16 protein-coding genes and 1 tRNA gene are annotated in these 22658 nt (G+C 75.0%); 11 read left to right on the plus strand and 6 right to left on the minus strand.

All coding sequences use genetic code 11. The annotated features are described in order from the left end of the window. Positions 1–144: 144 nt before the first annotated feature. Positions 145–1425: an acetyl-CoA carboxylase biotin carboxylase subunit family protein gene (locus tag ACIQU4_RS34930; RefSeq protein WP_403739491.1), complete on the minus strand. Its 1281-nt coding sequence runs from the start codon at positions 1423–1425 to the stop codon at positions 145–147. Beyond that, positions 1422–2702: an ATP-grasp domain-containing protein gene (locus ACIQU4_RS34935; RefSeq protein WP_403739493.1), complete on the minus strand. Its 1281-nt coding sequence runs from the start codon at positions 2700–2702 to the stop codon at positions 1422–1424. Before ACIQU4_RS34935 ends, ACIQU4_RS34930 begins: the two co-directional genes overlap by 4 nt. A gap of 260 nt (positions 2703–2962) precedes the next feature. Here ACIQU4_RS34935 and ACIQU4_RS34940 point away from each other — a divergent pair, with 260 nt between their 5' ends. The 9 genes from ACIQU4_RS34940 to ACIQU4_RS34980 all read left to right on the plus strand — a co-directional run bounded on the left by ACIQU4_RS34940 (position 2963) and on the right by ACIQU4_RS34980 (position 10350). Beyond that, positions 2963–4219 carry an MFS transporter gene (locus ACIQU4_RS34940; RefSeq protein ID WP_403739496.1) on the plus strand — a complete coding sequence of 419 codons (1257 nt, stop codon included), beginning with the start codon at positions 2963–2965 and terminating at the stop codon, positions 4217–4219. A 136-nt stretch (positions 4220–4355) separates the two neighbouring features. After that, positions 4356–4970, plus strand: coding sequence for a DinB family protein (locus tag ACIQU4_RS34945; protein WP_403739499.1), 615 nt, complete (start codon positions 4356–4358; stop codon positions 4968–4970). Between the two features lie 45 nt (positions 4971–5015). Continuing rightward, on the plus strand, positions 5016–5792 hold the full coding sequence (locus ACIQU4_RS34950) for a 2OG-Fe dioxygenase family protein (RefSeq protein WP_403739502.1): 777 nt from the start codon (positions 5016–5018) through the stop codon (positions 5790–5792). Beyond that, positions 5792–6292 carry a GNAT family N-acetyltransferase gene (locus ACIQU4_RS34955; RefSeq protein ID WP_403739505.1) on the plus strand — a complete coding sequence of 167 codons (501 nt, stop codon included), beginning with the start codon at positions 5792–5794 and terminating at the stop codon, positions 6290–6292. Before ACIQU4_RS34950 ends, ACIQU4_RS34955 begins: the two co-directional genes overlap by 1 nt. Further along, on the plus strand, positions 6280–7155 hold the full coding sequence (locus ACIQU4_RS34960) for an AzlC family ABC transporter permease (protein WP_403739508.1): 876 nt from the start codon (positions 6280–6282) through the stop codon (positions 7153–7155). The genes ACIQU4_RS34955 and ACIQU4_RS34960 overlap by 13 nt, the downstream gene beginning before the upstream one ends. Further along, positions 7152–7478, plus strand: a complete 327-nt coding sequence (locus ACIQU4_RS34965; protein ID WP_403739511.1) for an AzlD domain-containing protein — start codon at positions 7152–7154, stop codon at positions 7476–7478. The genes ACIQU4_RS34960 and ACIQU4_RS34965 overlap by 4 nt, the downstream gene beginning before the upstream one ends. A 121-nt stretch (positions 7479–7599) precedes the next feature. After that, positions 7600–7673: transfer RNA gene (locus ACIQU4_RS34970), tRNA-Met, on the plus strand. A gap of 140 nt (positions 7674–7813) precedes the next feature. Then, the gene (locus ACIQU4_RS34975) at positions 7814–9031 is read left to right on the plus strand and encodes a PP2C family protein-serine/threonine phosphatase (protein WP_403739515.1); all 1218 of its coding nucleotides are present in this window, start codon (positions 7814–7816) and stop codon (positions 9029–9031) included. 293 nt (positions 9032–9324) lie between these two features. Then, positions 9325–10350, plus strand: a complete 1026-nt coding sequence (locus ACIQU4_RS34980) for a M23 family metallopeptidase (RefSeq protein WP_403739518.1) — start codon at positions 9325–9327, stop codon at positions 10348–10350. Here the strand turns inward: ACIQU4_RS34980 and ACIQU4_RS34985 are convergent. From ACIQU4_RS34985 to ACIQU4_RS35000, 4 genes are all read right to left on the minus strand, one after another. Then, positions 10259–11572, minus strand: a complete 1314-nt coding sequence (locus ACIQU4_RS34985; RefSeq protein WP_403739546.1) for a PrsW family intramembrane metalloprotease — start codon at positions 11570–11572, stop codon at positions 10259–10261. The two genes, ACIQU4_RS34980 and ACIQU4_RS34985, sit on opposite strands and share 92 nt — an antisense overlap. A gap of 64 nt (positions 11573–11636) precedes the next feature. Continuing rightward, entirely contained in the window at positions 11637–12425 is a 789-nt protein-coding gene (gene trmB, locus ACIQU4_RS34990) for a tRNA (guanosine(46)-N7)-methyltransferase TrmB (RefSeq protein ID WP_234318313.1), read from the minus strand. A 181-nt stretch (positions 12426–12606) separates the two neighbouring features. Then, a complete protein-coding gene (lhgO, locus tag ACIQU4_RS34995; protein ID WP_403739549.1) occupies positions 12607–13815 on the minus strand; it encodes an L-2-hydroxyglutarate oxidase in 1209 nt (402 codons plus the stop codon). Positions 13816–13909: 94 nt separating this feature from the next. Further along, on the minus strand, positions 13910–15580 hold the full coding sequence (locus tag ACIQU4_RS35000) for a sporulation protein (protein ID WP_403739521.1): 1671 nt from the start codon (positions 15578–15580) through the stop codon (positions 13910–13912). A 760-nt stretch (positions 15581–16340) separates the two neighbouring features. On the opposite strand from ACIQU4_RS35000, the gene ACIQU4_RS35005 reads away from it, so the two are divergent. Next, positions 16341–18539, plus strand: coding sequence for an asparagine synthase-related protein (locus ACIQU4_RS35005; RefSeq protein WP_403739524.1), 2199 nt, complete (start codon positions 16341–16343; stop codon positions 18537–18539). 1442 nt (positions 18540–19981) lie between these two features. Next, on the plus strand, positions 19982–22658 hold a 2677-nt coding region (locus ACIQU4_RS35010), incomplete at its 3' end, for a BTAD domain-containing putative transcriptional regulator (RefSeq protein WP_403739527.1).

A 22658-nucleotide genomic window follows, 5' to 3' on the forward strand; every position in this document is an offset into this window, starting at 1 on the left:
GTGGAGTGAAGGGGTGCCGGGCGAAGTCCCGGGCGTCGGGCGATGTTTCACGTGAAACATCGCCTCGGGCCTCGGGCCTCGGGCGTCGGGCGTCGGGCGTCGGGCGTCGGCCGTCGGCCGTCGGACGGGCGGGCGCGCGGCCGGTCAGGCGGCCGGTACGACGACCACGTCGAGCCGCTCGTCGAGATCGGCGGCGATCCGCTCCACCCGGTCGATGTCGTCGGCGCTCCGGTAGGGCGCGGCCACCGCGAGCGAGCCGGCGATCTCGTACCACCCCTCGGGGGCGCGCCGCAGCCGGTCGCCCGGCTTCGAGGCGGGGATGTACGAGCGGAAGTGCGGGGAGTGCGTCGCGTCGCCGGGGTTGTTGCGGACGAGGGTCCCGGTCCGGTACGCGAACTTGATGCAGGTGGCGGCGCGCGGGGCCGCGGCCCGGAGCACCTCGCCGTCCAGGAGCGTGCCGAGGGCGGACGCGTCGTCCCCGGCGAGCACGGCCTTGGCGTAGAGGCGGACCGCGTCGATGCCGTGGACCTCGCGCAGGTTGCGGTAGTTCTGGCCGCCGCTCATCCGGGTGGCGAACTCCACGACCCGGTAGCGGCCCTCGGAGTCCTGCCGGAACTCGGCGTTGAACAGGCAGTGCCGCACGCCCAGGCCCGCCACGATGCCTTCGGCGACCGCGACCAGCTCCGGCTCCTCCTCCGGGGTGCGGAACGGGAGGGTGTAGAAGTCCTCCTCGAAGTACGGGCCCGGCATCTGCATCTTGTTGGTGACGCCGACCAGGTGGAACGTCCCGTCCAGGACCACCCCGTCGAGGGTGACCTCCTTGCCCGGGAGGAACTCCTCCAGCAGCGCGATCTCGGGGCCGTCGCTGGGGAAGTAGCCGCCCCACTCCTCGGCGAGGCGGGCCACGTCGATCAGTGCCCGCTCCAGCTCGGCGCGGTCGCGGACCAGGCTGACACCGATGCTGGCGGCCAGCGCGCTCGGCTTGACGATGAACGGGTACGTGAAGGCCTCCGCGGCGGCGAGACCCGCCTCGACCCCGGTGACGCCCGCGAACTTCGGGCCCGGCAGGCCGCGGCGCTCCAGGAAGGAGCGCTGGAGCTGCTTGTCGCGGGAGATCAGGTCGGCCTCGGGGCGCGGCCAGGCGTGCCCGAGGAGCTGGTTGACCCGCGAGGTGACGGCGATGTCGCTGTCGTAGAAGGTGATCGCCGAGGCGATGCCCAGCCGGCGGGCCGCGGTCGCGCAGAACTCGGCGAGTTCCGCCCCCTCCAGCTCCTCCGGGACCGGTACGACGTTCGCGAACCGGCCGTCGTCGGCTGCCTGTGCGACCCGGGTCGCCAGGTGGATCTCCAGACCCATCCGCTCCAGGGTCTCGATGTGCTCGCGGTGCCACGCGTACGTGTTCCGCATGATCAGCAGGATCTTCATGACGCGGTCTTTCCATGGGAGGCGTGCAGGGGGGTGGTGCCGGTGGTGACGACGGTGACCTTCTCGGTGAGCCGCTCGGCGGTGGCGACGGCGGCCTCGGTGTCCGCCCCGGTGACCAGCACCTGGCCGACCCGGTCCCAGTTGCCGCGCAGCTCCCCGACGGTGTCGCCGGGCCGCACGGTGGTCTCCACGTCGATGACGTCGGGCAGGGCCCCGGCATCGTCCGCGCCCTGGATCTCCACGACCGTCCCCGGCTCGGCGGACAGGAAGCGGGTGGCCGCCGCGTGGCGGGGGACGGGGCGCTCGGTGAGGGCGGGGATCAGCCCGAACTGCCAGGCCACGATCCACTCTTCGAGGTCGATGCCGTAGGCCGAGGCCAGCAGGTCGAAGATCCGGTCGCCACCCATGCGGTTGTGGCTCTCGATGATCTGCGGGCCCGTCGGGGAGAGCCGCAGCTCGGTGTGGGCGGCCCCGTCGGTGAGGCCCATCGCGTCCAGGAAGCGGGCGACGGCCTCCTCGACACGCCGCTCGTCCGCCGGGTCGAGGCGGGCCGGCATGGCGTGGCCGAGCTCGATGAACCCGCCGCCGGTGAGCTTCTCGGTCACCGCGAGGACGATGTGCCGGCCGGCGAACGAGAAGCTCTCGACGCTGTACTCGGGGCCGGGGATGTACTGCTCGGCGATGAACCGGCCGATGGTGAAGAACGCCCCCCACTGGAGGTCGGTGCGGGCCCGCAGGGCCTCCACCCCGGCCCAGGCCTCGGCGGCCTGCCCCGGCCCGTCGATGCGTACGACGCCCAGGCTGGCGGTGGCGTCCACGGGCTTGAGCACGAACGGGTAGCCGTGCTCGGCGCCGAAGCCGGTCAGCGCCTCGGCACTGTCGACCTCGGCGGCGGCCACCGACAGGGCCCGCACCTGCGGGGAGGGGGACGCCGCCAGGTGGCGGCGCATCGCGTGCTTGTCGCGCAGCAGCTCGGCGACCTCCTCGGACGTGTTGCCGAGCGCCAGGTGGTCGCTGATCCGGCCGGCCGGGACCAGGCCCGGCTCGGTGATCGAGGCGACCCGGGTGAATCCGTACGCCTGCTGCGCGGCCTCCACCAGTGGACGGGTGACGTCCCAGTCGGTGTAGTCGGCGATGAGGACGGCCTCGGCCAGCTCGGCGGCCTCGGGCACGAACTGGTCCTTGTGCTGGATCAGCACGAAGCGGATTCCGAGGGCCGCCGCCTTGCGCAGCGTCTGTATCCGTCCGCCGACGACGAGAAGCGTGTGTTCGGTCATGGCCAGAACACTGCAGCAGAATTCCGGGCCGGGAAATGGATTCGGGCTGGCACAAGAATGCCCGGCACGAATGACGCAGCAGCCGCCCGTGGGCGATCTTGAAACGGGCTCATCCGGATGCTGGGGCCGGATGCTCAGGCAGGAATGTGCCAGCCCGCTTTGTGCCAGCACTCAGCCCTGGGCAGGGCCTTGACCGGCGGGTTTCATGGTGGACGCCACCGCATCCGTGATGCATCCCCCGATCGAGAAGGAGCCCCCCCATGGCCGGCGAGGACCCCTTGCGCCGACGATTGCAGGACCTGCCCAGAAGCGCCTGGGTGATCTTCTCCGGAATGTTCCTCATCAAATTCGGCAATTTCCTGAACGTATTCCTGGTGCTCTTCCTGGTCGCGCAGGGATTCTCCGCATTCCAGGCCGGCGTGGCCCTCGGCGTCGTCGGAGTCGGCGCCTTCATCGGCAACGCCGTGGGCGGCACGGTCGCCGACCGGTTCGGCCGGCGTACCGCCATCGCGGTGTCGATGTTCGGCAGCAGCGCCGCCACCGCCCTCGTCCCGCTGACGGACGGGCTGTTCGCGACCACCGCGCTGGTCGGGCTCGTCGGCGTCTTCGCCCAGCTCTACCGGCCCGCGGCCGGCGCGCTGCTCGTCGACGTGGTCCCCGAGAAGCAGCGGGTGACGGCCTTCGCCGTCCTGCGGCTGGCCATCAACGTCGGCATGGCGGTCGGACCGCTCGTCGGCGGCCTGCTCAGCGGGGCCTCGTACACGTACGTCTTCCTCGGCGACGCGCTGTTCTCCTTCGCCTTCGGCGTGCTCGCGCTGAGCACGCTGCCGGGCGGGCGCCCGCCCGTGGAAGCACCCGCGCCGGAGGCGGCGGCCAAGGGCAAGGGCAGGGGCAAGGGGGGCTACCGGGAGGTGCTCTCCGACCGCCCGTACCTGCTCTTCCTCGGCTCGATGGTCGCCGCGACCTTCGTGTACGGGCAGTCCACCGCGACGCTCCCGCTGCACGTGACCGACGCCGGGTTCGACAACAAGGTGTACGGCCTGCTGCTCGGCCTCAACGCCCTGCTCTGCGTGATCATCGAACTCCCGCTCACCAAGCACACCGAGCGCCGCAACCCGCGCCGGGTGATCGCCGCCGGGCTCGCCCTGCTGGGCATCGGCATGGCCCTCACGGGCGCGACGCAGGCCGTCTGGCTGCTGGCGCTGACGGTGGTGGTGTGGACGGTCGCCGAGACCGTGTACACGCCGATCGCCAACGCGTACCCCGCCGAGTTCTCACCGGCCCACCTGCGCGGCCGCTACCAGGGCGCGGAGGGCATCGCCCACACCCTCGGCGGCGCCCTCGGCCCGGCCGTCGGCGGCCTCCTCTACAGCATCTCGCCGCCGCTGCACTGGACGGCCTGCGCGGCCGTCGCCGCCCTCGGCGCCCTCCTGATCCTGGGCGCCAACCCGGGCAACCGCGGGGAGGTGAGCACCCCGCAGCCCGCCGGGACGCCCGAACCGGCCCCGGCGGCCTGACCCCTTCCAGCACCGGATCCGCCGTCCGTACCCGCGCCGTCCGTACCCGCGCCGTCCGTACCCGCGACACCCGTACCCGCGACACCCGTACTCGCAGCATCCGTACCCGCCCAGCCCACCCGAAAGGCACCTCCGCATGACCACCCGCACCGCAGCCGGCACCGAAGTCCACCGGATCGACATCCCCTCCGCCACCGAGGACCCCGCCGCGTACGTCTCCGCGCTCCTCGAAGTCGCCGGCGAACGCGACGCGTTCGACGTGCTCGCCAAGACCCCCGTCTGGGCGGCGCGGCTCTTCGCCGACCTGCCCACCGAGCTCGCCGAGACCGTCCCCGAGCCGGGCGAGTGGCCCGCCGCGTTCATCGTCGGCCACCTCTTCGACGTCGACATCGTCTACGGCTTCCGCTGGCGCCTCGTGGCCACCGAGGACAACCCCGTCTACCCCGGCTACGACGAGCAGCTGTGGGCCCCGCTGCCCCGGCTCCCGTTCCGCCAGATGCTCGACGCCTGGACCGGCCTGCGCGCCTCCAACGTCGCCCTCCTCGGCGCGCTCTCCCCCGAGGACCGGCGGCGCACCGGCCGCCACGGCGAGCAGGGCGGGGAAACGATGGAGGTCATGATCCGCAAGGTCATCGGCCACGACATCGCGCACATCAACCAGATCTACCGGGCCATCCGCCTCGTCCGCGAGGCCGCCGGCCTCGACGTCGCCGAGCTGGACGCCACGTACGAGTCGCTCGGCCTGCGCTGAGCCCGGACTTCCGCCTTCCACCGCCTCCAGAGAGAGAACACCGTCGTGACCACCGTCGCCCACAAGCCCGCCCCCGACACCATCACCTCCGTAGGCCCCGACCTCCGCGACACCCTGCGCGAGCAGCGCTACGCCCTGGTGTCGGCCGCCGACCTGACCCTGTCCCCCGAGCTCGCCGCCGCCTTCGACGGCCTCCAGGCCTCCTGGGGCCGGCTCACCCCCGACACCCACTTCGGCGGCGGCGACCGCGCCGTCCGCACCCGCCGCTACAGCGACTTCACGTACGTGCCGGCCACCGGCGAGCTCGCCCCGCTCGACCACATCGCGTACTACCAGAGCGAGGCGATGAACGCCTTCGTCGGCGGCATCGAGCGCCACTTCGGCGACGTCGAGGAGGCCACGTACCGCAACCCGCTCTTCCAGGCCCTGGTCCGCTACGACTTCGACAACCTGCCGATCGAGGACGAGTACCGCGACCGCGCCTGGGTCTGCCAGATCCACCAGATCCGCATCGAGATCAACCCGGGCAAGTACAACGAGCTGGTCCCGGAGGGCATCCACTCCGACGGATACCCCTGGGCCGGCCTGCACCTCATCTCCCGCGTCGACGTGGAGGGCGGCCACAGCACCGTCTTCAGCTGGGACGAGGAGCCGCTCGCCAAGGGCACCTTCCTCACCCCGCTCGACTCGCTGATCTTCGAGGACCGCGCCATGAAGCACCACGTCACCGGCCTCGGCGCGGCCGAGGACAAGGGCGGCTACCGCGATGTCCTCGCGATCTCCTTCTCCCTGCCCGGCTCCCCGTACGAGACGCTGGTCTGATGAGCGCCGCAGTTCTGGCGCTCGACGAGCCGCACGTACTGGTCGGGCGGCCGTACGAGTCCGATGTTCCGACCACGGCACCGGCCGTCTCCGAGCCCATGACGGCGGCCGACATCCCGCAGGTGATCGAGCTGCTGCGGGCCGCGCCGCAGGCCGCGTACTGCGAATGGGAGGACGAGCGGCTGCTCTCCGGGCACCTCGCCCACTCCTGCGACCTCTGCCGGGTGATCCGCACCCCCTCGGGCCGGGTCGTCGCGGCGCTGCTCGCCGGCTCGTTCGGCGTACGGGGAAGCATCAGCCACGCCGTGGTCGACCCCGACCACCGCAGGCTGGGGCTGGCCCGGGTGCTGGCGGTGGACACCCTCGCGGCCTTCCGCCGCCGCGGGGTCAACCGGATCTTCCTCGCCGTCCTCGACGGGAACGAGGCCGCCACCGCCCTCTGGACGGGTGTGGGCTTCCGCCCGGCCCTGGGAGAGAGGACCTTCGAGTGCGATCTGTAGCGACCGACCCCCCGGCCCCGGCGCACCACGCCGTGGCCGGGGCCGCCGGGGCGGGGGCCGTCCGACCGGCCGCCCCCGCCCCGGCCGGGCCGGCCGGCGCCCCCCGGGCGCCCCACACACACCGGGCCGCCTGGGCGGCGGGCTTCGGGCAGGCCGTCCCCGTGATGCTCGGATACGTGCCGGTGGCCTTCGCGTTCGGCGTGCTGGGCCACACCGCGGGCCTGCCCTGGTGGGCGATGGTCGCCATGTCGGCCTTCGTGTACGGAGGTTCCTCGCAGTTCGCGGCCCTCCAGCTGCTGGCCGTCGGCGCCGCCCCGTACGCCATCGTCCTGACCACCTTCGTGGTCAACCTGCGCCATCTGCTGCTGTCCGCCGCGATCGCGCCCCGGCTCGCCGGGTGGCGCCGCCGCGAGCAGGCGCTCTTCGCGTACGAGCTCACCGACGAGGCCTTCGCGGTGCACTCCGCCCAGTACGCGGACCGCGCGGAGCGCCCCAAGGCGGAGGTCTTCACCTTCAACACCGCCGTCCACGCCTCCTGGGTGGCGGGCACGCTCGCGGGCGTGCTGGCCGGGGACCTGGTCACCGACGTGGAGGCGCTGGGCCTCGACTACGCGCTGCCCGCCATGTTCATGGCCCTCCTGGCGGCCGGGGTCATCGCCGACCGGCGCGGGCTCGCCGTCGCCGCCGTCGCGGGCGGCGGCGCGGTGGGCCTGACCCTGTTCGGCCTCCAGTACTGGGCCGTGCTCGTCGCGGCGGCCGTCGCGGCCACCTTCGGCCTGGCCATCGCAGCCCGCGAGGAACACACGGACGCCGCGGCCGACGGCCCGGACCACCGCGACGAGGAAGGAGCACCGGGCCGATGAGCGACCTCGCGCTCGCCCTGACCATCGCCGGCATGGCGGCCGTCACCTTCGGCCCCCGCCTGGTGCCCACCCTCTTCCTCGCCGCGGCCGCCCTGCCCCGGCCCGTCGTGGTCTGGCTGCGGCAGGTGCCGCCCGCGGTGATCGCCGCCCTGCTCGCCCCGTCCCTGTTCGCACCCTCCGGCACGCTGGACCTCGGCCCCGGCAACTACGGCCTCTGGCTGGCCGTCCCCACCCTGCTGCTGGCCTGGCGCACCCGGAACTTCTACCTCACCATCGCCTTCGGCATCGGGTCCCTGGCCCTGCTCCGCCTGGCCATGGGCTGATGCAAGCCGTCTTTCCAGCCTTCCGCACCGCTCTGACCTGCGGATATGTCGGTCCTGGGGGTTGCAGGAAGGTTAATTGGCGTAGCCCCTCCCCGCGATGACGTAGAGTTGTGTTTACCGACGCGGGGTGGAGCAGCTCGGTAGCTCGCTGGGCTCATAACCCAGAGGTCGCAGGTTCAAATCCTGTCCCCGCTACTCAGTACGAAGGCCCGGTTCCCTTGGGAACCGGGCCTTCGTCGTTCTCGCCCGTCCTGCCTGCCCTCGTCCCCGCCCTCACCCGATCGGCCCGGGCCGGGTCGACGCCGGGTCCCCGCTGCCGCCAGCCTTGAGGGGCGATGCGGCGGCGGCCCGCACCCGCGCGAGGGACCGGGCAGGAGAGCAGCGTGTTGGGGCTGGGGCGGCAGCAAGGCGGCGACGAGGACCCGGGCGGCACCGGCAGCGGAGCAGCCCGCAAGGTGGTCCGCGCGCTCCCGGCCGTGCTGATCGCGGTCGGACTGGCCTTCGACCTGCTGACCCCGCCCGGCTACACCGGATCCCCCTTCTTCTCCGCGGCCCCGCTGATCGCCGCCCCGGTGTCCTCCCTCCGGGGCACGGTCCTCACCGGCGTACTGGCCTCGCTCGCGGTGGTGCTGCTGCACCTCCTCAACGGCACCACCTGGAAGGTCGAGGCGCTGACCGAACTGGTCACCGTGATCACCGTCTCCGGGCTCGCGATCCTGATCAACCGGGTCGTCCGGCGCAGCGGCGAGCGGCTCGCCTCGGCGCGCGGGATCGCCGAGGCCGCCCAGCGCGCCGTCCTGCCGAAGCCCGCGGAGCGTATCGCCGGCCTGCACGTCTGCGCCCGGTACGAGGCCGCGCAGGCCGACGCCTTCATCGGCGGGGACCTGTACGCCGTCCAGGACACCCCCTACGGAGTGCGGCTGGCGGTGGGAGACGTACGGGGCAAGGGGCTGGGGGCGGTGGAGGCCGTGGCGGTGGTCCTCGGGGCCTTCCGGGAGGCGGCGGAGACGGAGCCCACGCTGGAGGGCCTGGCCCAGCGGCTGGAACGGGCGCTGACCCGCGAGGGCACCCGGCGCGACAGCCTGGACTCGGTGGAGGGGTTCACGACCTGTGTGCTCGGCGAGATCCCGACGGGCGCGCAGCTGCTGCGCCTGGTCAACCGCGGCCATCCCGAGCCGCTGCTGCTGCACGCCGACGGGCGTCTGGCGGTCCTCGCCCCGGCGGAGCCCGCGCTCCCGCTCGGTATGGGGGAGCTGGCCGAGGGCCTGCCGGACCGGGCCGAGGAGTGGCCGTTCCCCGCCGGGACCACCCTGCTCCTCTACACGGACGGGCTGACCGAGGCCCGCGACGCGTCGGGGGTCTTCTACGATCCGGCGGCCCGGCTGACCGGCCGCGTCTTCCCCGGGCCGGGCGAGCTGCTCGGTGCGCTCAGCAGCGATGTGCGCCGGCACACGGGCGGCGGGGCGACGGACGACATGGCGCTGCTCGCGGTGGGCCGGCCGGGGGAGGGCGAGCCGGAGCGGAGGCGTACCGTTCCCGTGGTCGCTCCGTGACGGTGTGTGATTGAAAAGGTGTACCCCGAAAGGTTTATGACGGTCCGTCAAGGGGTGGGTGTGGCCGGAGAGATGTGGATCTTGCTTGATTTTTGCCCGAGTTGATCCCCATAGGCGGCTTTAGTCATGGCCAAGGCCGCGCAGAGGGTGGCTGATTAGTGCCACCGATCCATCGCAACAGCTTGGAATCACTCCCCTCCGTATATTACCGTTCGATAACGCAGCGCGGTCGTCCCAGCCGTCGCAAGAGACGGCGCCGTGCGCGTGCGTGTCCCCCTGAGGAGTGTGGCCCGGTGGCCTCCAACTCGCCTGCCCCCGAAGGCATAGAGCTCCAGGAAGAGCCCACCGCGGGCGCCTGGGGTGAGTGGAACCCCACCGAGGACTCGGCCCGCCCGCCCCGCGGCAAGCACCGGGTCGCCAAGCAGCGCGGGGGACTTGCCCGCAGCTCCACCGTGCTCGGCGTCGGAGTCATCGCGGCCGTCGGCGCCGGCGGGATCGCCACCGCGCAGGACCGGCCCCAAGTCGCCATCTCCATGCCCTCGTTGCCCGACTTCGGCATGGGCGGCGGCGGGGGCGACGGGCAGCGGCACGCGGAGGCCGAGGGCCCCGCGGCGGGCGCCCGGGCCTCCGCGAAGTCGACCGGCATCATCGCGCAGCAGGCGGCTCAGCACGCCGACGCCGGCACCACCCTGGTGGGCCGCATCCTCCAGCAGGCCGAGTCCCAGGAGAGCGCCGCCGAGGCCCAGATCCGGGCGCAGGCCGAGCGGGAGGCGCAGGAGGCCGCCGCCGCGGAGGCCAAGGCCGAACGGGAGGCCGCCCAGAAGGAGGTGGAGGACACCCGCCTGGCCGCCGAGAAGGCGGCGAAGGAGGCCAAGGAGGCCGCCGACGCCAAGGCCGAGCAGGAGCGGACCGCCAAGCTCGCCGGCAGCTACTCCCTCCCCACCTCCGCCTACACCCTCACCTCGCACTACGGCGACGCCGGTTCCATGTGGTCCTCCGGCCACCACACCGGCCTCGACTTCGCCGCCCCGACCGGCACCCCCGTCAAGGCCGTCGGAGCCGCGAAGATCACCTCTGCCGGCTGGTCCGGGGCGTACGGCTACCGGATCGTGCTGGAGCTCGAGGACGGTACGGAGATCTGGTACTGCCACCTGTCCTCGATGTCGGTGACCTCCGGCTCGGTCGCCGCGGGCGACACCATCGGCCGCGTCGGCGCCACCGGAAACGTCACCGGACCCCATCTCCACCTGGAAGTACGCAAGGGCGGCTCGACGATCGACCCCCTGGCGTGGCTGGAGTCCAAGGGCCTGAGCGTCTAGCCGGCGGTACGAAGACCCGCTCCAGGGGTTCCAGGGGAGCGAGGGGGACCCGGCGGGGCGGAAGGAGATCCTCCATGACCGCGGCCCGGGCGAGCGCGGGCCCCGCCGTCGCCTTGCGCAGCCACAGCCGTTGCAGCAACTCCCGCTCCCGGCAGGCGAAATCGGGCACCCCCGCAGGTCCCCCGTGCCGGGCCCGGTGCCGCAGCAGGGCCAGCGCGGCCGCGTCCGCCTCGTACAAGGCGACGGCCCGCCCGGCCGCCCGGCCCCCGGTGGACCGGGCCAGCGCCCGCGCCAGCGACCGGGCCGGCATCGACACCAGGGCCGGCACCTCGGCCGGGCGCAGCCAGCCCGCGGCCGCGTACACCGCCAGCTCGCCCGCCACGGCCCGCAGCCGGCGCCGCCTTATCCGCACGGCCAGCCACACCAGCAGCCCGAACACCGGGACCATCACGCAGCCGTAGACCACGTAGAACCCGTACTCCCCGAACCGCGACGAGCTGTTCCACAGCGCGTGCAGACCCATCGCGGCCAGCAGCCCGAGCAGCGGCAGCCCGATCCGGCGCACCCGGCCCGCGGCGAGCGCGGCCGCGCCGAAGCCGAGCCCGGTGAGCACCGTGAACAGCGGGTGCGCGAACGGCGAGACCACGATCCGTACGAAGAAGGTCGCCGCCGTCACCGAGTCCAGCGCGGCGGCGCCGCTCTCCACGTCCTCGCCGAACGCGTTGCCGAGGTAGAGGACGTTCTCGGTGCACGCGAAGCCGGTGGCGGTGAACCCGGCCACCACGAACCCGTCGGCGGGGCCGGTGAACTGGCGTCTTCGGAACACGAACACCAGCAGCAGGGCCACCGCCTTGGCGCTCTCCTCGACCACCGGGGCGATCGCCACCGAGCCGAGCCGGTCGGCGGCCGAGGCATCGGCGGTGGCCGCCGTTATCCACTCGGTGGCGAAGTTGTTGGCCAGTATCGCGATCAGGGCCGCGGTGCAGGCGCCCCAGCCGAAGCAGGACAGCAACTGCGCCCAGGGGCGGGGCGCGGCCCGGCCGAGCCACCGGAAGGCCGCCAAGAGCGGCGGCACCGGCAGCACGGCCAGCCCGAGGCCGACGAAGAACCCCGCGGTACCGGTCTGCTCCCGCACGAGTTCGAGGATCGCCGGCCCCGACAGCGACAGCACGGCGAGCACGCACGCACGGACACTGCGGACAGCAGGGAGCGCTCGGAACACACCTCGGAACACACGATGACTCTAGCGAGCCGCTCTGACACGCGGAGTGACGTGTCCGGTTTCTCTACTCGTTCGGGGAAACGTTGCCCCGGCGGGCGAAGAGCAGATCGTGCACGACGTGCCCCTTGTCGAGGCCCTGCCCCTCGAACCGGGTGAGCGGCCGGAAATCGGGCCGCGGCGCATAGCCGCCGTCCGCCTGGGTGTTCTCGAACTCCGGGTGCGCGGTGAGTACTTCGAGCATCTGCTCGGCGTACGGCTCCCAGTCGGTCGCGCAGTGCAGTACGGCCCCGGGGGCCAGACGGGTCGCGGCCAGGTCGAGGAACTCGGGCTGGATCAGCCGCCGCTTGTGGTGGCGGGCCTTGGGCCACGGGTCCGGGAAGTACACGCGCAGGCCGGCGAGGGAGTCGGGCGCCAGCATCTCGCGGAGCAGGATGATGGCGTCGCCGTTGGCGACGCGGACGTTGTCGAGCCCGCTCCGCTCGGCGAGCGCGAGCAGGTTCCCCTGGCCGGGGGTGTGCACGTCGGCGGCGAGGATCCCGGTCGCGGGGTCGGCGGCGGCCATCTGCGCGGTGGCCTCGCCCATCCCGAAGCCGATCTCCAGGACGACGGGCAGCCCGCGCCCGCCGAACAGCTGGTCGAGATCGATGACGGAGTGTCCGTCGATGTCGAGCCCCCAGGTCCCCCAGAGCCGCTTCAGGGCCTCGCCCTGCCCGGTGGTGACCCGGCTGCGCCGCGGCTGGAAGCTCCGGATCCGCCGCTCGTGGTGCGAACCGGCCGGATCGGGGGCGGGCCCGTCGGGAAACCGCGGTTCGGTCCGCCACTTCGGGGGCACGTAGGAATTCGCCTCCGGCACGGTCTCCGGGGCGCTGGGCTGGGGGGTGAGGGACTCAGACACAATGCCCGGATTCTACGGCCCCGGCCCGGACCGGCCGCGCCGGCGTGTGCGTCGCGGGGTCGGGGCCGGGGTCCGCGCGGGGGCCGGAGCGGAGCCGGAAGCGGAGCCCGGAGGCAGCGGACCGGCGGGCTACGGCGCCCTACGACGCGCGGAGCGACGACAGGGCCCGGCGGGCGATTTCGCGGCCGATCGGGAGCGAAGCCGTCGCGGCCGGCGACGGCGCGTTCAGGACGTGCACCGTGCGCGGCCCCTCCTTGATCAGGAAGTCGTCCACCAGCGTCCCGTCCCGCAGCACGGCCTGCGCCCGGACCCCGGACCCGGCCGGGGCCAGGTCCGCCGCCGAGACCGCCGGCAGGAGCCGCCGTACCGCCTCCGTGAACGCCTGCTTCGACAGCGAGCGGTGGATCTCGCCGACCCCGTACCGCCAGTGCCGCCGGGCCATCCGCCAGGATCCCGGCCAGGCCAGCTCGTCCGCGAGGTCCCGCGGCCGGACCACGCCCCACCCGTACCCCTCGCGTGCCAGCGCCGGCACCGCGTTCGGCCCGACGTGGACCCCGCCGCCGATCCCGCGCGTCAGGTGCACGCCGAGGAAGGGGAACGCCGGGTCCGGGACCGGGTAGACCAGCCCCCGGACGAGCGAAGGCCGCGCCAGGTCGTAGTACTCCCCGCGGAACGGCACGATCCGCATGCCCGGGTCGTCGCCGGCCAGCCGCGCGACCCGGTCGCACTGCAGGCCCGCGCAGTTCACCAGGACACGGGAGCGGACCACCAGCCCGGACGTGGTGCGGACCGCCACCCCCGACGCGCGCCGCGAGATCAGGTCCACCGCCCCGCCGTAGACGATCTCCGCCCCCGAGGACTCCGCGAGCTGCCGGGCCACCTGTCCGTAGTCCACGATGCCGGTGGTGCCGACATGGATCGCGGCCAGGCCCTGCACCTCCGGCTCGTACTCCGAGATCTGCGCCGGGCCCAGCTCGCGCACCGGGATGCCGTTCTCCCGGCCCCGCTGCACCAGCGCGTGCAGCCGCGGCAGCTCGTCCCGGCCGGTGGCGACGATCAGCTTCCCGGTGACCTCGTGGGCGATCCCGTGCTCCGCGCAGAACTTCACCATCTCGGCGGCCCCGCGCACCGCGAAGCGCGCCTTGAGCGATCCCGGCCGGTAGTAGATCCCGCTGTGGATCACCCCGCTGTTGCGGCCCGTCTGGTGCCGGGCGGGGCCGGACTCCTTCTCCAGCACCACCACCCGCGTCCCCGGAGCCAGCTGCGCCAGGGCATGCGCCGTCGACAGGCCGACGATGCCACCGCCGATCACCAGCACATCGCAGTCGACCCTGCCCGCGCTGCCCATGCCGCCGCCCAAGCCGCCACCTCCCACCCCTGCATACTGCACCCCGCCACTGACAATGCGGCCACGCGGGTCTCCGCCTGCGACGCCGGCGGCTCTACGCCTGCGCCACCAGCAGCGGCCGTGCCCGCTCCCGCAGCTCCGCCACGCGCGGCTCGTCCCCGTACGGTTCGAGCCGGTGCAGCAGGTCCCGTACGTACTCGGTCGTCCGCGCCGAGGAGATCCGGCCCGCGACCTCCACCGCCCGGGTACCGGCCGCGCACGCCGCGTCCAGGTTGCCCGACTCCAGCTCCGCCACCGCGCTCACCACCAGCCGCAGCCCGTGCGAGCGCACGTACTCCTCCGTCGGGCGCGACAGCGCCTGCTCGGTGAAGCGCCGTACCTGCCGCGGCAGCTTGAGGTCCCGGTAGCATTCCGCCGCATCCGCCGCGAACCGGTCGTACGAGTAGAAACCCAGCCAGGTCGGATCCGGGTCGCCCTCGCGCGCCCGTTCCAGCCAGCCCTCCGCCGCCCGCAGCGCCGCCCCGGCGGCCGCCGAATCGCCCGCCTTCGCGTGCGCCCGCGCCTCGATGAGCCGGAAGAAGCTCATGGTGCGCGCCGTGGCCAGGCCGCGGTTGCGCTCCACGGCCGCCTGCGCCAGGTCCACGCCCTCGTCCGGGAAGTCCCGGTACGTCGCCTGGAGCGACATGGAAGCCAGTACGTACCCGCCCAGCGGTACGTCGGCGGCCGCGCGGGCCAGGCGCAGCGCCTGGATGTAGTAGCGCTGGGCCGCCTCCTGCTGGCCGGTGTCGAAGGCCATCCACCCGGCCAGCCGGGTCAGTTCGGCGGTCGCGCCGAACAGCGCGCGGCCCACGTCGTCGCTGTACGAGCCGAGCAGCAGCGGCGCCGCGTCGACGCGCAGGCATTCCGGCACCATCGACGAACGCCAGTCCCCGCCGCCGTACTTGGAGTCCCAGCGGCGTGCGTCCTCGGCCGCCTCGCGCAGCTTGGTCACGTCGCTGTGGCCCACGCGCTGCGGTGCCGGGTCGTACAGCCCCACGACCGCGGCGGGCGCGGAGACGGGCACGGCCGCCGGTACGGGCGCCTGCCCGGGCGGGGCGTGCGGCGTTTCACCCGAAGACTGCGCGGGCAAACCCGTTGACGAAGAAGACGGCGAAGACGGCGAAGAAGACGAAGAAGACGGCGAAGACGCAGAGGAAGGCGACGAGGACATCGGTGAGGGCGACGCCGTGCCCGCCGCCGGCTCGCGCGACGCCACGGTCTCGCGGGGCGGGGCCGCGGGCTCGCGCGCCACCGAACCGTCCGCCGGAGATATCAGCCAGCGCGAGGCGGGCGTCGCGTACGCGGACACCGCGAAGGAGCCGGCCAGCGACTGCCAGATCCCGCCACCGCCGCCGGCACCGCCCCTGCGGCCCGCGAGGTCCAGCCGGTACAGATCGGTGGCCGAGCGCACCGCCTCCCCCACGTCCCGCGGGAAGGCCAGGCCTACCTCGGGCGCGGGGTCCGCGTCCGCCAGCCCGATCTCGTGCAGCGGCACCGGCCGCCCCAGCTTCGCGCCGATGGCGGCGGCGATCAGATGCGGGGCCGCGCCCTGCGGCACCATCCCCTTCGACACCCACCGGGCCACCGACGTCTTGTCGTAACGAAGCGTCAGGCCGCGCTGTGCGCCGAGGTCGTTGACCCGCCGGGCCAGCCCGGCGTTGCTGATGCCGGCGAGGGCGAGGACGGCGCCGAGCTTCTCATTGGGCTCGCGGAGCTCCCTGGACATGCGCCACCCCTCGTCACACGCGGAACGCACACAACGCATACGCCGCCGGGGCATAGTTGCCCGGCATTTCGTAAACCCAGCGTAGTTCCCCGCCTCCCAAGCGTTAAGGCCCCGACTTCCGTATGGCGGGATTGTTGTCCGCCCGCACAGTCGGGGCGGGGCCCGCGCCGCAGGCGCACGCCCCCTCCCGTGCTCCGTGCGTGTGGCCGTGCGCCCGCCCGTGCGCTCTGGCCGGTCAGCGGGCCCGGCGATTCGATGTGCCCTGCGTGGGTCGGCCCGCTGCGTGGATCCGGCGGGCCGGGGGATGCCGCCGCCTCAATCCCCGCGGGTGGCGGAACGGTCCGGGGGGCGATTCCCGCCTCCCGGACCGCGCCCGCGGGCCGGTGCGGCCGGGCGCCCCAAGGCGTGCGGCGGCGCCACGTGCGGGCTCAGTGCGCCCGCTGTGTGCTCGTGGTGCGGCCGCGGTGCGGTCGAGGTGCCGTCGCGGTGCGGCCTCGGCGTGGCTTCGGTACGGCCTCAGTACGGCCTCAGTACGGCCGAAGAATGGCCGAAACCGACCTATGGGGCGGTGGGAACGGAACGCCAAATACCGCGTGTCCGCGGGGTGTTCGTTTGCATGTGCGCCCTCCTGGATCACTCTCGCACGCCTGTCTCGTGGCAGCATGGACCCCGAGCCACCCGGGGTCCCGTCGGCCGCGCCCTCAGCGCTGACCACGACGTTCCCGCCCCGGTCATTTGCCCACAGGCTGGGGAGGCGGCGGTGCGCTGGTTGGTCGGCTGGAGCAGTATCGCCGCGAGCTTCGGCACGGCCGGCCGCGTCTTCGGCCAGGGCGGATCCGGCCCCGCCGGCTCCTACGACCCCGGCGGTCCCGGCGGCCCCGTGAGCGGCGGCCTCGCGGACGCCGACGCCGCCCATCCGGACGACCCTGCCGCCGAGCGCACCGTCGTCCCGGTCGGCGCCCAACTGCTCTGGGGAGACCCCGACCCCCTCTGGGCCGTCGGCGACTGGCGCCCCGACGAGATCCGCACCCTCGCCGCCGACCCCGCCGACCCCTTCACCCGGCTCGCCGTCCTCGGCTGCTGCGGCGCCACCGACGCCGAACTGCGCAGCGCGCTCCTCGCCGCCCGCGGCGGAGCCCTGCGCCACCTCACCCAGTGGTCCGGCAGCTACACCGCCGTCGTCCAGACCGGCCGCCGCATCACGGTCGTCGGCGACCTCGCGGGCGCCCGGCCCGTCTTCTACACCCCCTGGGCGGGCGGGACGGCGTACGCCACCGCCGCGCTGCCGCTCGCCGACCTCATCGAGGCGCAGCTCGACATCGGCCACCTCGCGGCCCTGCTGGCCTGTCCCGACAGCCCGGAGGCACTGGGCGACGGCACACCGTACGTCGGCGTGCGGCGCATCCCGCCCGGGCACGCGCTGATCCTGCGCGAGGGCTCGCGCGAGATCACCGGTTACGAGCCGGTGGCCTCCCTCGCGGTGGCGGCGCCCACGGCCGACCCCGACCACGCGGTGGAGGGCGTACGCGAAGCATTGGTGGATGCCGTGCGCGCCCGGCTCACGGCTCCGCGTCATGCCCCCGACACGCCGCCCCACGACCCCGGCCCGGTGCCCGGAATGGGCCCCGCCGACCGGCGCGCGGCCCGGGGCGCACCCGCGCCCGCGCCCGGCGTGGGCGCCGACCTCTCCGGAGGCAGCGCTTCCGCGACCCTCGCGCTGCTCGCCGCCGGCCTGCCCGGGGCGCCCGGCACGGTGACGAGGCAGTCCGGCGGCCGGCTGCTGGCCGTCACCTTCAACGACCTGGCCACCCCCCAGGGCCGCGAGGCCGAACTCGAACGCGCCCGGGCCATCGCCGCCAACCCCCGGCTGCACCACGTCGTCGTGGCCGCCGCCGAGGAGGCCCTCCCGTACGCCGACCTCGACGGCCCCCTCACCGACGAACCCGGCCCCTCCCTGGTCACCGCCGCCCGCGAGCGGCGCCGGCTGGCGGCCGGCTCGGCGGACCACTTCGTCGGACACGGCGCCCGCCAGGTCCTCGACGCGCACCCGGCCCGGCTCGCCGACCTCCTGATGGACCGCCGCAGACGCCACCTGCTGCGCCCGGTCGCCGCGCTGGCCCGCTCGGCGCCGGGCGACTCGGCCCTGTCCCTGCTGGTCCCGTTCTCCGTCTACTCGGCGGCCCGCCGGCTCGCCCGTACGCCGTACCGCGCGGGCATGGAGGCGGCGGCGGCCCGGCTGCGCGAAGGGGCCGTCGAGGGCGGCGCGTCGAACCCGGTGGACGCCTCGCTGGCGGCCCTGACCTGGTCCCGCCCGGGCCCGGCGGCGGGCTGGCTGACGGGGGAGGCCCTGGCGGAAGTATCGATCCGCCTGGCAACCGCCGCAGGCCGCCCGCCCCTCTCCCTGCGCCCCGGCGAGGCCCGGGCCCGCGCCGCGCTGACCCGGCACGCGGCGGACCACCGGGTCTTCGAACAGGCCGTGGAGGTCCGCAGCCAGCGCCTGCACGCCCCGTTCCTGGACAACCAGGTCGTACGGGCGGCCCGCGTCCTCCCGGAATCCCTGCGGGTCCAGCCCGGCGCCCGGGCGGCGATCCTGCGCACCGTCCTCTCCTCGGCGGGCGTACGCGAACTCCCGCCGGGCTGGGGCGCCCCGACCCACACCCCGAACGAAACGGCGACCCGAGTGGGCCTGAGGGCGGCGCTGCCCTCGCTGCTGTCCCTCTTCACCGCCCCGCTCCTGGCGGACGCGGGCCTGATCGAGGCCCGGGTGGTCCAACAGGCCCTGCTGGACGCGGCGGAGGGCCACCCGGTCCCCCTGGACGGCCTGGCGGAACTCGTCTCGATGGAACTGTGGCTGGGCCGCCTCCTGTCCCGCCGCGGCACGTGCTGGACGGGCACGTCCACCCCCCGCCGCAGAGCGGTCCCCCAAGGAGTCCCCACCCCCCGCCCCGCCCTGTCCTGACCCGCGGGCGCCCGCCGCCCCGGCACACCCGACCTCGCCGGGGCTTGAGGGGCGGGATCCGGGGTCCGGGGGCGGCGCGGCACCGGTCCACCGGCAGCCCGCGATCCGGACACGCCAGCAGCGGCGCGGCGCCCATGCCGGCAGCCACCGCCCCGGCCCATCCGGCACCCTCGCCGCACATCAAGCCTCTGAACGGGCCCACCGGACAGGGCCCATGGCACCCCGCAGCACGCATCCGGCTTCGCCGGCGCTTGGGACGCGGGGCCCGGGGCGGTGCCCGCGCGATCGGAGCGGCACCTGCTCCCGGCCGGCGCCCCGCAGCGTGCACCAGGCGCTCGCCTGACCGCGGCCGCGGCTCCGGCGCATCCAAATGCGGCCTCGCCGGCGTCTGAGGCGCTGGGTGTGGGGCGGAGCCGTCAGGCGCGGCGTGCGCCTACCCACCGGCGGCCGGGGTCGGGGGGCGGCGCGGCACTCGCCCACCGGTAGTCCGCCGATCCGGGCCCCGTCGGCGTCTGAGGCGCGGGGGCCTGCTACCCCCAGCAGCGGCGCGGCACCCACGCCCCGGCACATCCAACGTCCTCGGCGCACAACCAGCCTCGATAGCCCGACATCAATCCCCTGAACGGGCCTACCAGGCGGGGCACATGGCGTCCCGCAGCACGCTTCCGGCTTCGCCGACGCTTGGGACGCGGGCCCCTGGGCGATGCCCCGCCATCGGAGCGGCACCTGCTCCCGGCTGCGGCCCGGCCGGCGTCCGCCCCGCAGCGGCGTACCAGCCGCTCGCCCGACTGCGGCCGTGGCTCCGGCGCATCCAATGCAGCCTCGCCGAGGCTTGAGGGGCAGGATCCGGGGTCGGGGGGCGGCGCGGCACCGGCCCACCGGCAGCCCGCCGGTCCGGCCCCCCAGCAGCGCCGCGGCACCCACGCACCGGCGCCCGCCGCCCCGCCGCCCCGGCACATCCGGCACATCCGGCGCTCCGGGGCGGAGTCCCAGGCGCGGCGCGGCACCCGCCCACCGGCAGTCCGCCGATCCGGGCCCCGTCGGCGTTTGAGACGCGGGGGCCTGCTGCCCCCAGCAGCGGCGCGGCATCCACGCCCCGGCGGCCGCCGCTCCGGCACATCCGGCGCCGCTGGTGCTTGAGCCGCTGGGGGCCTGGGGGCATACCCCTGCGGCAGCGGCGCGGCACCCACGCCCCGGCGGCCGCCGCCCCAGCACATCCGGCGCCGCTGGTGCTTGAGGCGCTGGGGGCCTGGGGGCCTGCCCCCGCGGCAGCGGCGCGGCACCCACGTACCGGCAGCCATCGCCCCGGCACATCCGGCGCTCCGCGGCGGAGTCCCAGGCGCGGCGCGGCACCCGCCCACCGGCAGTCCCGTCGGCACCCGAAGCGCGGGCTCCGCGAAACCCCCCCGGCACCCCCGGCAAGGGCAAGGCAGAATTGCCCGGTGCGGTATCTCATCCTTGGCGTCACCGAGGCGCGCGACGAGACCGGCGCCCCCATCCCCATCGGCGGCGCCCGCCTGCGCGCGCTCCTCGCCGCCCTCGCGCTCCGCGCCGGCGGCCCGGCCGCCGCCACCGTCGCCGACCTCGTCGACGACATCTGGGGCGACGATCCGCCCCAGGACGCCCCCGCCGCCCTCCAGGCCCTCGTCGCCCGGCTCCGCCGGGCCCTCGGCGGCCGGGACGCCGTACCCGCCGACCCCGCCGGCGGCTACCGCCTCGCCGTCGCCGACCGCGACGACGTCGACCTCCACCGCTTCACCCGCCTCGCCCGCCAGGGCGCCGGGCAGCTGGCCGCAGACCCCGCCACCGCCGCCGGAACCCTCCGCACCGCCCTCGGCCTCTGGCGCGGCCCCGCCCTCGCCGACCTCCCCGAGCCCGCCCGAACCGCCTACGCCGCCACCCCCGAAGCGCACCGCGCGGCCGCCCTCCGCGCCCGGATCGACGCCGAACTCCGCAGCGGGGCCGCCGACCCGGCGTCCCTCCTCCCGGAGATCGAGGCGCTGATCCGGGAGCACCCGTACGACGAGCCCCTGCGCGCCCAGCAGCTCCGCGCCCTCCGCGCGTCCGGCCGCCCCGCCGACGCGCTCGCCGCGTACGAGGACACCCGCCGCACCCTCGCCGAAGCCCTCGGCACCAACCCCGGCCCCGAACTCACCGCCCTCCACACAGAACTCCTCCACCCCCCAACCCCGACACCCCCAGCGACGCCCCCACCCCGGGCACCAGCAGCGCCCGCGCCTCCGGCGCACCCGGCGTCCGCAGAGTCCCTGGCACCCGTACTGACGCCGACACCTCCGGTGCACTCCGGGTCCCCTGCGCCAACCGCGTACCCGGCAACCCCGGTGGCCACAGAGGCGCCCTCGCCCGCAGCGCGTCCCGAAGCTCCCGGGTCCCCGGCGTCAACCGCGTACCCGGCAACCTCCGCAGCCCCGGTGTTACATGTGGCCCCTGCGCACCCTGCATCCCCGACACCTGGGGCGGCGCCCCCAATGCCTCCAGAGCACCACGTACCCGCCGCCTCCCCGGAGTCCTCCGCGCCCGCGGCGCACCCCGCAGCCCCCGAGTCCTCGGGGGAGTCGGCGGCAACCGATTCCCCGGCGCCCGCCGGGACCCCGGCGCCCCCGGTGCAGCCGGCACCCTCGGTGTCCCCGGTGTCCCCGGTGTCCCCGGTGTCCCCGGTGTCCCCGGTGTCCCCGGTGTCCCCGGCGTCCCCCGGAGCCTTTGCGCTTCCGGTGCGCCACGTACCCGCCGCCTCGCCGGATTCCTCCGCGCCCGCGGCGCACCTCGTAGCACCTGGGTCCTCGGGGGAGCCACCGGCAACCGTGTCACCGGCCCCCGCCGAGAACCCGACACTTCCAGCACCGCCCGCCTCCCCTGCACTCGCCGAAACCCCGGCGTACGGCGGATCCCCTGCCTCTCCCGCGGTATCTGTGCCTCCCGCGGTACCGGCACCTCCAGCAGTACCCGCGCTTCCGGCCAAATCCGCGCCCCCGGCACGGCCGGTGCCCCCAGCCGCGCCCGCGTCTCCGGCGCATCCCGCATCCTCAGCGTTCCTGGCGGCGCCGCCAGCGCACCCCGCGCCCCCAGCGGCATCCGTGCCTTCGGCGTCCGCGCCGCCAGCGCCGCCCGCGCCGCCAGCGCACCCCGCGCCGCCAGCGCACCCCGCGCCGCCAGCGCACCCCGCGCCGCCAGCGCACCCCGCGCCGCCAGCGCACCCCGCGCCGCCAGCGCCGCCAGCGCCGCCCGCGCACCCCGTGCCGCCAGCGCACCCCGCGCCGCCAGCGCCGCCAGCGCCGCCCGCGCACCCCGTGCCGCCAGCGCACCCCGCCTCCCCGGCGGGGCCGACGGCGCTCGTGCACCCCGTGCCCCCCGCGGCAACCGCACCCCCCGCTCAGCCCGCACCCCCCGCTCAGCCCGCCCAGCCCGCCCAGCCCGGCGAGCGTGCCGGGAACCTTCGGCCTCGGCTTACCTCCTTCGTCGGGCGGGAGCCCGAGCTTGCCGGGCTTCGCCGCGATATGGCCCGGCTGCGGCTCGTCACCCTCACCGGGCCCGGCGGGTCCGGGAAGACCCGGCTCGCCGAGCACGCGGCCGCCGACCACCCCGAACCCGGCTGGCTCGTCGAACTCGCCCGCCTCGACCACCCCGCCGCCGTCCCCGGCGCCGTCCTCAGCGCCCTCGGCCTGCGCGAGAGCACCCTCGTCGCCCGCGACAAGGCCCCCGCCGACGACCCCGCCGCCCAGCTCGTCGAGCACTGCGCCAACCGCCGCCTGCTCCTCGTCCTCGACAACTGCGAGCACGTCATCGGCGCCGCCGCCGAACTCGCCGAACACCTCCTCACCCACTGCCCCGGCGTCCGGATCCTGGCCACCAGCCGCGAACCCCTCGGCGTACCCGGCGAAACGGTCCGCCCCGTCGACCCCCTGCCCCCCGACCCCGCGCACCGCCTCTTCGCCGACCGCGCCGCCGCCGTCCGCCCCGGCTTCACCCCCGCCGACGACCCGGCCGCAGTCGCCGAGATCTGCGCCCGCCTCGACGGGCTGCCGCTCGCCATCGAGCTGGCGGCGGCCCGGCTGCGGCTGCTCACCCCGCGTCAGATCGCGGACCGGCTCGACGACCGCT

This window comes from Streptomyces sp. NPDC090741 (genome assembly GCF_044769045.1).
Taxonomy (GTDB): Bacteria; Actinomycetota; Actinomycetes; order Streptomycetales; family Streptomycetaceae; genus Streptomyces.